Origin of the sequence: Serratia nevei (genome assembly GCF_037948395.1) — a bacterium.
In the GTDB taxonomy this organism is placed as follows: Bacteria; Pseudomonadota; Gammaproteobacteria; order Enterobacterales; family Enterobacteriaceae; genus Serratia; species Serratia nevei.
The window spans coordinates 2,753,577-2,766,566 of the sequence record NZ_CP149940.1 but is presented as its reverse complement, the minus strand read 5'-3'; the positions used below and the strand labels follow the sequence as shown (position 1 = coordinate 2,766,566).

Below are 12,990 nucleotides of genomic sequence, written 5' to 3'. Positions count from 1 at the left end.
CGCACTTTTTGCAACTTCTCGGCCGTGAGCGCTAGGCCGGACGGATCTTGTGCTATATGATAAAAAATTCAGATGGTTAACGGGGGAACATCATAATGACGGGAAGAAAAATGCAACGAGGTTTTCGTTTGGCGCTTTGCGCGGCGGCGATCGGCGCCTGTATGAGCAGCGCCATGGCGGCGCAGGTTCCCCCGGGCACCGCGCTGGCGGCCAAACAGGAAATCGTGCGCCACATTAAAGACGAACCGGCCTCGCTCGATCCGATTAAAGCGGTTGGCCTGCCGGAGGCTCAGCTGGCGCGCGATTTGTTCGAAGGGCTGGTCAATCAGGACGCCAACGGGAAAGTGATCCCCGGCGTCGCCACGCGCTGGCAGACCAGCGACAACCAGACTTACATTTTCCATCTGCGTAAAGACGCGCGGTGGTCAAACGGTGACCCTGTCACGGCGAAGGATTTCGTCTACAGCTGGCAGCGGCTGGTAGAGCCGAAAAACCTGTCACCGTTCGCCTGGTTCGCGCAGTTGGCGGGGATCCAGAACGCCGAGCAGATCATCAGCGGCAAATTGCCGGCCGATCGCTTGGGCGTGTCGGCGCCGGACGACTATACCCTCAAAGTGCAGCTGGACAAGCCGGTGCCTTATTTCGTCAGCCTGACGGCCAACTTCAGCCTGTTCCCGGTGAATAAGGCGGTGGTGGAAAAATACGGCAACGACTGGACCAAGGTCGGCAATCTGGTGGGCAACGGCGCGTTCAAACTGCAGGAGCGGGTGGTGAACGAGAAGCTGGTGCTGACGCCTAACGATCATTACTGGGATCATGCGCATACCGTGCTGACCAAAGTGACTTTCGTACCCATCAACCAGGAATCCAACGCCACCAAGCGTTACCTGGCAGGTGACATCGATATCACCGAATCCTTCCCGAAAAACATGTATCAGAAGCTGCTGAAAGACATTCCGGGGCAGGTGTACACACCGGATCAGCTCGGCACCTATTACTACGCGTTCAACACCCAGCGCGCGCCGACCAACGACGTGCGGGTGCGCCAGGCCTTGTCCTACGCCATCGATCGCAAGATTATCGCGGAAAAAGTGCTGGGCACCGGCGAAAAACCGGCCTATCACTTCACGCCGGACGTGACCGCCGGGTTCAAACCGGAGGCGAGTTTGCTGCAACAGCAATCGCAGGCGGAGCTGGACGCGCAGGCCAAGGCGTTGCTGCAGGCGGCCGGCTACGGCCCGAACAACCCGCTGAAGTTGACGTTGCTGTATAACACTTCGGAAAGCCACCAGAAGATCGCCATCGCCGTGGCCTCGATGTGGAAGAAGAAGCTCGGCATTGACGTCAAGCTGCAAAACCAGGAGTGGAAAACCTATATCGACAGCCGCAACACCGGCAATTTCGACGTGATCCGCGCCTCCTGGGTGGGTGACTATAACGAAGCGTCGACCTTCCTGTCACTGCTGACCTCGACCCACAGCGGCAACATCGCCAAGTTCAAGAACGCGGACTACGACAAGCTGCTGGCGCAGGCGGGGCGGGAAACCAATCCGGCGGCGGTGACCGCCGATTACAACAAGATGGAGCAGATCATTGCCGACCAGGCGCCGATCGCGCCGATTTACCAGTACACCAACGGCCGCCTGATCAAACCGTGGGTAAAAGGCTACCCGATCACCAACCCGGAAGACGTGGCCTACAGCCAGACGATGTATATCATCAAACACTGAGTCGATTTATTTATCGCCCCCGCCTAATGCGGGGGCTTTATTTTATCGACGATGCAACGAAGACGATAATTAATTTTCCCACGCGATAAACCCCGTTTAATAATAAACAGGGTTGCCATCATCATATGATTAGTTCGTTATTTCAGAGAGAGGTTACGCTTATAGACAGTCCCGCATGGCATCCACCACCACGCGGCCGCTCATGTCGGTCTGGGTGATGCGGTAGCTGGTGGGGTACGAGCGTCGGGTGCTGAAACGATCGTGGACGGAGACCTTGCCAATCTGCAGGCCGGCGGCGTTCTTCACCACAAACTCACTGATCTCTTCCTGGCCCTGGTTTTGCAAATGGATATTACTGATTTTTTCCAGCGTATCGCTGGCGTTTATTTTTAAATGGTCGCGTAACATAACTACCTCCTCGTAGTGAGAAAAGTATATGCCCCTAAAATTTGCGCTGAAACAGCTTTGTGTTGATTTATTATTATCATTTTGAATTAAAAATGATAGCAATATGTTAAGTCATAATAATAACGGCATTGCCAGCGCTTTATCGGCGATATTGCCTGATTTGTCGGCAAAGGTTTATTTCATTGCCGTTATTATTAGTCTGCATTAATGGGGAAAAGCGCCTGCCTGGCCGCCGGGGCGGGAAAGACGCAGGCGACGTTGTGCCCGCAGCCGGGAACGATCGTTAACCGATGCGGCTTATCCGGTGCCAGGTAACGCCGGTCATAGTCGGCATAGGCCAGGGCACGTTGCAATCGATAGGGGCCCTGCAGCTGGGCGGCGCAGGATTTGTCGAGTATCCGATAGTAGGCGCCCGGCGCGGTGCCGGTATCACCGGCGGCGGCCAGGTAGGAGATATCCGCAGCGGCATAGCGCCCGCGGGCCGCATCGGCAGTGCGCTGCAGGTGAGCGGGAAGCGATTCCAGGCCGTATTTCCACCGGTTGGCCTGTGGACACTGGCCGGCGTTCTGCGTTTGCCAACGGAAGCGGCAGGCTGTTTCACTGCCGCAGCTCCCCCCATATGTTGGCTGGGGGCGCAGATTATCAAAATAGAGCCAGCTGCCAGGATCGGCCACCACATAGCGCAGCCGCACCCCGCCTGGCGGATGGGCAAAGCCGACATAATGTTGCACGAACTGGGCGCCGGCAGAGAAACCGGCCACGGTGATCGTCTGCAGCGACGGCCAGCGCCGTTTCATATCGGCCAGCAGGTTATCCATGGCGTTGAATGAACCGGTCTTCCCGGCATTATCCAAACCGCCCTCGATCCAGGAGCCGCAGCGCCACAGGGCGTCGCCGTCTTGCGGCAGGGGCAGACCGGCGGAATGGCAGTGGACGGCGAGTTTTTCCGGCACCTGGAACAGCGGGGCGGCCAGTAAGGCATCGTCTCCGGCTCCTGCCGCCTGCGCGGCGTCGATCGCCGCTTGCAGCGTTTTAACGGCGTCGCGTGGATGACCGTGCATCACCACCAATGCGTTACGCGGCTGGGCGCTGTGCTTCTGGGCGACATAGTAAGAAAAATTGCCGCCGGCCGTCGCGACCCGTAAAGGGGTAGACATGCGTTCCAGCGCCGGCTCCGCGCGCAGCGGTTGGCTGGCGAACAGCAGCAGCGCCGCCATGGTACAGAACAGGCACCGCAGCACAGCCAGGTTCAATGCAAAATGTCTTGCGCCTGATTCACTACTTCCCGCCATCGTCGTTCCTCACCCGGTCGCAAATGTGGCTTCGCCTGAAGTATAGAGCACGCTTTTTGTCCGGCGTGAAAACTGGCGTTACAGCTTGGCCTTTGATCTCCAAGGTGTTAACGCTAGACTCAGCAACATAAGCAAGAGTGAGGGGATAAATGAATGGATGTGATTGAGGGGAGCGAGCTGCAGGTCGCCGATGCGGTTTATGCCTACCAGCTGGACGGCAAGGGGGGCGTAACGCCGATCGAGCAGGATGACAAGATCACCTGCGACGCGCCGTGCTGGCTGCATCTCGATTATGCGCACCCGGCCAGCGCCGAATGGTTGAGCACCACGCCGCTGCTGCCGGATTCGGTGCGCGAGGCGCTGTCAGGCGAAAGCTCGCGGCCGCGCGTCAGCCGCCAGGGTGAAGGCACCATGATCACCCTGCGCAGCATTAACTTCAACGCCAACTCCCGGCCGGATCAACTGGTCACCATCCGCGTGTACATCACCGATAAACTGATTATCTCCACCCGGCACCGCAAGGTGTACTCCATCGATCAGGTGGTGAACGATCTGCAGAGCGGCGCCGGGCCGACCAACAGCGGCAGCTGGCTGGTGGAGATTTCCGATGCGTTGACCGATCACACCAGTGAATTTATCGAGGATCTGCACGACAAGATTATCGATCTGGAGGACGCCTTGCTGGAGCAGCAGGTGCCGGAGCGCGGCCAGCTGGCGCTGATCCGTAAACAGCTGATCGTGCTGCGCCGTTACATGGCGCCGCAGCGCGACGTCTTCGCGCGGCTGGCCAGCGACCGCCTGCCGTGGATGAGCGACGACGATCGCCGCCGCATGCAGGATATCGCCGATCGCCTGGGACGGGGATTGGACGATCTGGACGGCAGCATTGCACGCACCGCCATCTTGTCCGACGAAATCACCACGGTGATGGCCGACGCGATGAACCGCCGCACTTACACCATGTCATTGTTGGCGATGGTATTTCTGCCCACCACTTTCCTGACCGGGCTGTTCGGGGTCAACCTTGGCGGTATTCCGGGCGGCGGTAATCCTTTCGGTTTCGCGGCATTTTGCCTGATGCTGGTCGGATTGGTGCTTGGCGTCGCCTGGTGGTTGAAGCGCAGCCGCTGGCTGTAGGCAAAAATGACGAAAACCCGGTTAACATTGAGCAATATCAACATTTAGCCGGGGGAAATGGGGCATGATCTCTCTCGCAGGTGAATGCAACGTCAAGCGATGGGCGTTGCGCTCCATAATTGTCTTACTTTCTTATTTTTGAATTACTGCATAGCACATTTGATTCGTACAATGCCGGTTTAATCACCGGCATTTTTTTATTCGGCTTCCTTTCTTCTTCAGGCCGCGCTTTCATCCCAGAAGCTGGCTTCAATCTTGTGCCCATCCAAATCCCGAACAAAGCAGCCGTAGTAAGCCTCGCCGTAATGCGGCCGCGAACCGGGCGCGCCTTCATCGACGGCGCCGGCCAGCAGCGCCTGACGATGGAATTCATCCACCTGTTGCTTGCTGGTGGCAAAAAAACCGACGTGCGTGCCGTTGCCGGGTGAGGCCGGCCGGCCGTCGATCGGCACCTGTAGCCAAAACTCCGGGTAGTCGCGGCCGTAACCAATGGCGCCGGGATGCTCCAGCACCCGTCGGCAACCCAAAGCGGCCAGCGCACGATCGTAAAAGGCGGCGGCGGCCTCGAAATCGTTGGAGCCCAGCGAGACGTGGGACAGGCAGGGGGTGATATTCATTGCGCGATCTCCATATGACTGTATAAATAAACAGTATAGGGTAAAAACGGCACTGCCCAGCAAATTTTGCGCAAACTGTGAACAGGATCGAGATCGTCGGGAAAGGGAAATGTCGCCGCTCGCAGGATGGCAAGCGGCGAGGGGGCTTATTTGATTTCCAGCACGTTCAAACGCTCTGGCGCAGGCGCCGCGTCGTCCGAGTCCTCCGGCTGCCAGCCGACCGGCTGCATCGGGATGTCTTCGCGATCGAAGGCCAAATCGCCGCCGTCCACCACGGCGCTGCCGTGGTGAATGCCTTTGAAATCGAACAGGTTGATATCGCTCAGGTGCGAAGGCACCACGTTCTGCATGGCGCTGAACATGGTTTCCAACCGGCCTGGGTAACGCTTGTCCCAGTCGCGCAGCATGTCGCCGATCACCTGGCGCTGCAAATTAGGCTGCGAGCCGCACAGGTTGCATGGAATGATCGGGAACGCTTTGGCGATCGAGAAACGCTCGATGTCTTTCTCGCGGCAATAGGCCAGCGGGCGGATGACCACGTGTTTGCCGTCGTCGCTCATCAGCTTGGGCGGCATGCCTTTCATTTTGCCGCCGTAGAACATGTTGAGGAACAGCGTTTGCAAAATGTCGTCGCGGTGGTGGCCCAGCGCGATCTTGGTGGCACCCAGTTCGGTGGCGGTACGGTACAAAATGCCGCGGCGCAGGCGCGAGCACAGTGAACAGGTGGTTTTGCCTTCCGGGATCTTGTCTTTGACGATGCTGTAGGTGTTCTCTTCGACGATCTTGTACTCCACCCCCAGGCTTTCCAGGTAGGCGGGCAGAATATGCTCCGGGAAGCCGGGCTGTTTCTGATCGAGGTTCACCGCGATTAACGAGAAGTTAATCGGCGCGCTCTGCTGCAGGTTGCGCAGGATCTCAAGCATGGTGTAGCTGTCTTTACCGCCGGACAGGCAGACCATGATGCGGTCGCCTTCTTCAATCATATTGAAATCGGCGATCGCTTCGCCCACGTTGCGGCGCAGGCGCTTTTGCAATTTATTCAGGTTGTACTGCTCTTTTTGGCTAACGGATTGCTTTTCTGACATTTAAATCGTGCTCATTCTCAATGGGGGGCACTAGGGGCATGGCGTTGTAGACCGCGAGTTTACCATTCAACCGGCCAATTTTGATCATTATTCATCATCCAGCTTCCACGCGCCCGACGCGAGGCCTGTATGGTACGGATTGCGAGCAGGAATGCCAGCGGGTTTTATTGCTGCGGCTTACGCCGGCGGTAAAAGAACAGGGCGCGAATCACTCGCGCCCTGAAGGGATTACTCTGCGGCGGATTTTTCCGCCTTGCCGGCCAGCAGGCTGAGGAAATCGTATTTCTCCTTCAGCTCTTTCTCGGCGGCCTGATACAGCGCGCTGGCCACTTCCGGCTGCTGCGAGTTCAGGCGGCGGAAGCGCTGTTCTTTCAGCAGCGTTTCCGACAGGCTGCTGTTCGGCGGCCGGGAGTCCAGCGCCAATGCGGCCTTGCCCTCGGCGCTGCGGCGCGGATCGAAGCGGTATAGCGGCCAGAAGCCGGTGGCGGTCAGCTGTTTCATCTGATCGTGGCTGAGCGCCAGATCGTAGCCGTGCTCTTCGCACGGGCTGTAGGCGATGATCAGCGACGGGCCCGGATAGGCTTCGGCCTCCTGAATCGCTTTCACCGTTTGGTTAAGCTGCGCTCCCAGCGAGATCTGCGCGACGTAGACATGGCCGTACATCATCATGCTGACGCCCAAATCCTTGCGCGCCTTGCGCTTGCCGTGTTCACCGAACTTGGTCACCGCACCGAGCGGCGTGGCCTTCGACTGCTGGCCGCCGGTGTTGGAGTAACATTGGGTGTCGAGCACCAGCACGTTGACGTTTTCCGTCAGGCTGAGCACGTGATCCAAACCGCCGAAGCCGATGTCGTAGGCCCAACCGTCACCGCCGATTAGCCAGATGGATTTATCCACCAGGTAGTCGGCGTCGGCCGCCAGCTGGCGCGCGTCTTCGCCTTCGAGACTCGCCAACAGCGTGCGCAGTTCGGCGATCTGCTTACGGCGCGGCTCCGGCGCCACGTCGTCCATCTGCAAGGCATTGACCAACTGCTCCGGCAGCTGCGGCGCCAGCGAATTCAGCAGACGCAGCACCCGTGCGCGATGTTGATCGACCGTCAGACGGAAGCCCAGGCCGAATTCGGCGTTGTCTTCGAACAGCGAGTTGGCCCACGCGGGCCCGCGCCCTTCGGCGTTGGTGGTGTAAGGCGTGGTCGGCAGGTTGCCGCCGTAGATCGACGAACAGCCGGTGGCGTTGGCGATCAGCAAACGGTCGCCATAGAGCTGGGTCAACAGCTTGATGTACGGCGTTTCGCCGCAGCCGGAACAGGCGCCGGAATACTCGAACAGCGGCGTGATCAGCTGCGAAGTGCGAATGTCGATGCGCTCCAGCTGCGCCGGATCGATTTCCGGCAGCTGCAGGAAGAAGTCGTAGTTGTCTTTCTCAGCCGTCAGATTATCGAGGCGCGAAGCCATGTTGATGGCCTTGATCTCCGGGTTCTGGCGATCTTTCGCCGGGCAGACCTCGACGCACAGGTTACAGCCGGTGCAATCTTCCGGGGCTACCTGCAGCACGTATTTCTGGCCGCGCATATCGCGCGCTTTGACATCCAGTGACTGCAGGGAAGCAGGGGCGTGCTCCATCTCCGCCGGCTGAACCACCTTGGCGCGAATGGCGGAGTGCGGGCAGGCGGCGACGCAGTGGTTGCACTGGGTGCACAGGTCGGGCTGCCAGACCGGGATCTCTTCGGCGATGTTGCGCTTTTCCCATTGGGTGGTGCCCACCGGCCAGGTGCCGTCCGGCGGGAAGGCGGAAACCGGCAGCGCATCGCCCAGCCCGGCCAGCATCGCGGCGGTGACGGTTTTGACGAAGTCCGGCGCGGCGTCCGAGACCACCGGCGGGCGCATCGGGCTGCTGGCGTCGACCGGCTGCAGCGGGATCTCGGTCAGCGCGGCGCGGGTGGCACCCAGCGCCTGCCAGTTGCGCTCGACGATCTCCTGGCCCTTGCTACTGTAGCTGCGGGCGATGGCGTCTTGCAGCTGTTGCAGCGCCACGTCGCTCGGCAGGATCTGCGTCAGGTGGAAAAACGCCATCTGCATTACGGTGTTGATGCGCGCGCCGAGCCGGCATTCGCGCGCCAGCTTGGCGGCGTTGATGATATAGAAACGCGCCTGGCGTTGGTGCAACAGCGCCTGAACCTCCTGCGGCAGGCGCGACCAGACCTCGTCGGCGCCGTAAGGGGTATTTAGCAGGAAGGTGCCGCCGGGCTTCAGGCGTTCAACCATTTGGTACTTATCGATAAATTGCAGCTGGTGGCAGCCGACGAAGTCCGCGCGGCTGACCAGGTAGGCCGAGTTGATCGGCTGCTCGCTGACGCGCAGGTGCGACACCGTCAGGCCGCCGGCCTTTTTGGAGTCGTAGACGAAATAGCCCTGGGCATACAGCGGCGTGGCGTTGCCGATGATCTTGATGTTGTTCTTGGTGGCCGAGACCGAGCCGTCGCTGCCCAAACCGTAGAACAGCGCTTCCAGCGAGGCGCGCTGTGGCAGGATTTCGTCGCTCAGCGGCAGCGAAAGCCCGGTGACATCATCGAAGATGCCGACGGTAAAGCGTGGGCGCGGCTGCGGCTGGGCCAGCTCGCGGAACACCGCCAGCGCGCAGTCCGGGCCGAACTCTTTCGACGACAGCCCGTAACGGCCGCCGATCACCCGCGGCAGCGTGGCGCGTTCACCCCGGCTGTAGGCTTCCGCCAGCGCGGTCATCACGTCCAGATACAGCGGTTCGGCCAGCGCGCCAGGCTCTTTGGTGCGATCGAGCACCGCGACGCTGCGCACGCTGTCCGGCAGGGCGTCGAGCAGGTATTTGGCGGAGAACGGTCGGAACAGCCGCACCTTCAGCACGCCGACTTTCTCGCCGCGGGTCAGCAGGGTGTCAATCACCTCTTCGCAGGTGCCGGCGGCGGAACCCATCACCACCACCACGCGCTCGGCCTGCGGGTGGCCGTAATAGTCGAACGGCCGATAGTGGCGGCCGGTAAGGGCGGCGAAGACCGCCATGGCGTCGATCACGTGCTGGCCGGTGGCGTCATACCACGGGTTGGTGGCTTCGCGCGATTGGAAATAGGTGTCCGGGTTGGCCGAAGTGCCGCGCACCACCGGATGATCCGGCGACAGCGCCCGGCTGCGGTGAGCGTCGATCGCCGCCTGCGGCAGCATTTGCCGCAGCGTATCGTCGCTGAGCGGCACGATCTTGTTGATTTCGTGCGAGGTGCGGAAGCCGTCGAAGAAATGGATAAACGGCACGCGTGCGTTGAGGGTGGCGGTCTGAGAGATCAGCGCGAAGTCCTGCGCCTCCTGCACGTTGCCGGCACACAGCATGGCGCAGCCGGTCTGGCGCACCGCCATTACGTCCGAATGGTCGCCGAAGATAGACAGCGCGTGCGTGGCCACGGTGCGCGCGGCGACGTGCAGCACGAACGGCGTCAGCTCGCCGGCCAGCTTGTACAGCGTCGGGATCATCAGCAGCAGGCCCTGCGATGAAGTGAACGAGGTTGACAGCGCGCCGGTTTGCAAGGCGCCGTGCACGGTGGCGATCGCGCCGCCTTCCGACTGCATTTCCACCACCCGGGGGATGTCGCCCCAGATGTTTTGCCGGCCATCGCCGGACCAGGCATCCGCCTGTTCCGCCATGGTGGAACTCGGCGTGATAGGGTAGATGGCAATCACTTCGTTGGTGCGATAGGCCACGGAAGCGACTGCATTATTACCATCTGTAGTTATCATCGACGTTACCTTTTCATTGCTCACAAAGCCGCGAAAGCGCACTTTCGCAGTAATGGAAAAAAGTCTAACAGAGGGTTTGAACATGGCTTTATCGTGTTTGTGTGGCGGGTGATAAATCGTCAAAGGCGTATTTCCTCGCCGATTGGGTGCCGGCGGCAATAAATTGTTTTCACCGTTTAAAGACAATTTATTTCCGGCGCGTCATAATTGCGTATCGGCAAACTGACAGAAGAAAACCATGAGCGCATTTATGTATTTGACGATGGCGATAGTCGCGGAAGTGATCGCCACCACCATGTTGAAAGCCTCCGAAGGCTTTACCCGCCTGTGGCCGTCGGTGCTGGTGGTGCTGGGCTACGGCGTGGCATTTTGGGGGCTGTCGATGGTGGTCAAGAGCATGCCGCTGGGCATCGTCTATGCGATCTGGTCGGGCATGGGCATCGTGCTGGTGTCGGTCGCGGCGGTATTCGTTTATCAGCAAAAATTGGATTGGCCGGCGATCGTCGGTATGGGATTAATTATTGCCGGCGTGCTGGTGATTAATTTACTGTCCAAAGCTTCGGTGCACTGAGTGTTATTTTAATGTGAAAAAAGGCCGGCGTGACAGCAAGTCGCGCCGGTTGAAGAATTCAGCCATCATTCACTGAAAATAGTGGAATGCTAATTACTTAGCGCCGCCAGCATAGACGCAAATATCCTCCTCTCCGGTAGCAAAAAATGCGCCGTCATACTGAAAGCACGCGAAGATAATGAATATCGATATTGCGGGAGAAATCTCCCCGTCGGCAGCAGTGACGTTATCACTTTCTGCGTGCGGCCAGGGCCGGGTAGCGTGTGGCGCCGTCACGTTTGGCACCGCGCGCCGGTGTGGAAATATTCTGCAAACAAAATAAATGTCCGGTCGGCGCAAAAAAACGACAAATAATGGCTGGAATATATTTTCATTATTTATATATCGAGCTAGATTAAACAAGTTTGCATCAAAGATAGCGAAACGTGTCCGCCAAGTGACGCGCGTTATCAGCAATGGCGATTTTACACAGCGCAGTTCCGGGTTCAGGAGTGGGATAATGACGACATCAAAATGGCTGCTTGCCAGCGCCGTGCTGCTTTTAGCCGCCTGCAGCAGCAATAACGAAGAACCAGTACAGCAGGGCAACAGTGCCAGAATCAATACGTTGCAGACCAGCGCCGGTTGCGCGGCGGTCGGCGGCGTCACCACCATCGCGCACAACCTGAACGGTGAAGCGCTGCGCATGTGCCAAATGCCGAACGGCAAGCAGTGCGAAGAACGCACGCTGGGCCTGGGCAGCTGCGCCGGGTAAGCCCGCGGCGCCAGGCCTGGCGTGCAGGATCAATACACCCAATCGCGCAGGGTATAGATAAGCGTGTGGCCGCTGCCGTTGAGCGTCAGCTGCTGGGCGTTTAGCGTCACTTCGGCGCCGTTTTCGAGCACGGTGCCGATCACCCGATCCCAGCGGTTGCGCTGTTCATCAGGGCACAGCCTGCGCGTCATGGCCAGCGGTTTCACCGTCAGCACGCCGTCGCGTAATTGCCCCTGGCCAAAGAAGCGGTTGCACATCGTGCCGGAGACATGCAGGCTCTCGCCGAACTCCAGATTGAGCAGGCCGCCACCCGCCGGTGATTTCGCCGTTTCGCCATCCACGCTCTGCAACACAAAGTTGTGATGTAACAGATCGCCTGGCGTGACGGCCGTGTGTGGTTTCATGCTGCACCCCGCTAAGGCCAGCGCCGCAAGGGCGGCTACCGTGGTTTTTCTCATCGCGTTCTCTCAAATAAACAGGGCGCCGCAAGGGCGCCCCGAGGTTACGCTCAGGCGTTCAACTGGTTCGGGCAGGCTTCGCCGCGTTCCAACTGGCTGATGTTCTGCAGCGTGGTTTGCGAAATGCTGGTCAGCGCCTCTTCGGTCAGGAAGGCCTGATGGCCGGTAAACAGCACGTTGTGGCAGGCCGAGAGGCGGCGGAACACGTCGTCCTGAATCACGTCGTTCGACTTGTCTTCGAAGAACAGATCGCGTTCGTTCTCGTAAACGTCCATCCCCAGCGCGCCGATTTTCTGCTGCTTCAGCGCGTCGATGGCGGCGGTGGAGTCGATCAGCGCGCCACGGCTGGTGTTGATCACCATCACGCCGTTTTTCATCATCGCGAAGGCATCGGCATTCAGCAGATGGTGGTTTTCCGGCGTCAGCGGGCAGTGCAGGGTGATCACGTCGGACTGCGCGTACAGCGTTTTCAGATCGACATACTCCGCGCCCAGTTCCAGCGCCTGTTCGCTCGGGAAGGGATCGTAGGCCAGCAGCTTCATGCCAAAGCCTTTCAGAATGCGCATCGTCGCCACGCCGATTTTACCGGTGCCGATCACCCCGGCGGTGCGGTTATGCATGTTAAAGCCGATCAGCCCTTCCAGCGAGAAGTTAGCGTCGCGGGTGCGTTGATAGGCGCGGTGAATACGGCGGTTCAGGCACATCATCATGCCTACCGCGTGCTCTGCCACGGCCTCCGGCGAATAGGCCGGCACGCGCACCACCTTGATGCCCAGTTCTTGGGCGGCGTCCAGATCGACGTTATTAAAACCGGCGCAGCGCAGGGCGAGAATTTCGACGCCCAGCGCCGCCAGTTCTTCGAGCACTTCACGGCTGCCGTCGTCGTTAACGAAGAGGCACACCGCCTTGCAACCGGCGGCCGTTTTGGCGGTTTTTTTACTGAGTAAAAAGTCGAAGAATTCCAGCTCGTAGCCAAACTGCTGATTCACCAGTTCGAGATATTTACGGTCATACTGTTTAGTACTGTATATCGCCAATTTCATCGTGGTTTCTCCACCGTGATTTTGTGATCAATTTAACAGATTTTAGTAAATTCGACAATTGGTTAGCCCTTTGCGACGCGGGCGATATGGCCGCTGCCGGGCAGTTGCGGAGGCGTGATACGGTGGAGGGAAG

At 59.2% G+C, this 12,990-nt stretch carries 11 protein-coding genes; 4 read left to right on the top strand and 7 right to left on the bottom strand.

Annotation, left to right across the window (positions count from 1 at the left end):
* Window positions 1-95 precede the first annotated feature (95 nt).
* On the top strand, window positions 96-1,730 hold the full coding sequence (locus V8N38_RS13270) for a peptide ABC transporter substrate-binding protein (protein WP_060439841.1): 1,635 nt from the start codon (window positions 96-98) through the stop codon (window positions 1,728-1,730).
* A 159-nt stretch (window positions 1,731-1,889) separates the two neighbouring features.
* Here the strand turns inward: V8N38_RS13270 and V8N38_RS13265 are convergent, their stop codons facing one another.
* Window positions 1,890-2,138 carry a hypothetical protein gene (locus tag V8N38_RS13265; protein WP_004930507.1) on the bottom strand — a complete coding sequence of 83 codons (249 nt, stop codon included), beginning with the start codon at window positions 2,136-2,138 and terminating at the stop codon, window positions 1,890-1,892.
* Window positions 2,139-2,332: 194 nt separating this feature from the next.
* Window positions 2,333-3,355 carry a hypothetical protein gene (locus V8N38_RS13260; RefSeq protein ID WP_371935061.1) on the bottom strand — a complete coding sequence of 341 codons (1,023 nt, stop codon included), beginning with the start codon at window positions 3,353-3,355 and terminating at the stop codon, window positions 2,333-2,335.
* Between the two features lie 228 nt (window positions 3,356-3,583).
* On the opposite strand from V8N38_RS13260, the gene zntB reads away from it, so the two are divergent.
* Complete coding sequence (gene zntB / locus V8N38_RS13255; RefSeq protein ID WP_016927567.1) at window positions 3,584-4,567, top strand: zinc transporter ZntB; 984 nt, start codon at window positions 3,584-3,586, stop codon at window positions 4,565-4,567.
* 218 nt (window positions 4,568-4,785) lie between these two features.
* Here zntB and V8N38_RS13250 read toward each other — a convergent pair whose 3' ends face one another.
* From V8N38_RS13250 to nifJ, 3 genes are all read right to left on the bottom strand, one after another.
* On the bottom strand, window positions 4,786-5,184 hold the full coding sequence (locus V8N38_RS13250; protein WP_004930496.1) for a VOC family protein: 399 nt from the start codon (window positions 5,182-5,184) through the stop codon (window positions 4,786-4,788).
* Window positions 5,185-5,330: 146 nt separating this feature from the next.
* A complete protein-coding gene (gene ttcA / locus V8N38_RS13245; protein WP_087762733.1) occupies window positions 5,331-6,269 on the bottom strand; it encodes a tRNA 2-thiocytidine(32) synthetase TtcA in 939 nt (312 codons plus the stop codon).
* 228 nt (window positions 6,270-6,497) lie between these two features.
* Window positions 6,498-10,031, bottom strand: a complete 3,534-nt coding sequence (gene nifJ / locus V8N38_RS13240) for a pyruvate:ferredoxin (flavodoxin) oxidoreductase (protein WP_147839900.1) — start codon at window positions 10,029-10,031, stop codon at window positions 6,498-6,500.
* A gap of 238 nt (window positions 10,032-10,269) precedes the next feature.
* Between nifJ and ssmE the strand changes: the two genes are divergently transcribed.
* Together ssmE and V8N38_RS13230 are read left to right on the top strand one after the other, a co-directional pair.
* On the top strand, window positions 10,270-10,602 hold the full coding sequence (ssmE, locus tag V8N38_RS13235; RefSeq protein ID WP_060418612.1) for a multidrug efflux SMR transporter SsmE: 333 nt from the start codon (window positions 10,270-10,272) through the stop codon (window positions 10,600-10,602).
* Window positions 10,603-11,101: 499 nt separating this feature from the next.
* The gene (locus V8N38_RS13230) at window positions 11,102-11,356 is read left to right on the top strand and encodes a DUF333 domain-containing protein (RefSeq protein ID WP_015377999.1); all 255 of its coding nucleotides are present in this window, start codon (window positions 11,102-11,104) and stop codon (window positions 11,354-11,356) included.
* Window positions 11,357-11,385: 29 nt separating this feature from the next.
* Here V8N38_RS13230 and hslJ read toward each other — a convergent pair whose 3' ends face one another.
* Entirely contained in the window at window positions 11,386-11,814 is a 429-nt protein-coding gene (gene hslJ, locus V8N38_RS13225) for a heat shock protein HslJ (RefSeq protein WP_087762735.1), read from the bottom strand.
* 50 nt (window positions 11,815-11,864) lie between these two features.
* Window positions 11,865-12,857, bottom strand: a complete 993-nt coding sequence (locus tag V8N38_RS13220) for a 2-hydroxyacid dehydrogenase (RefSeq protein ID WP_038880333.1) — start codon at window positions 12,855-12,857, stop codon at window positions 11,865-11,867.
* Window positions 12,858-12,990 lie beyond the last annotated feature (133 nt).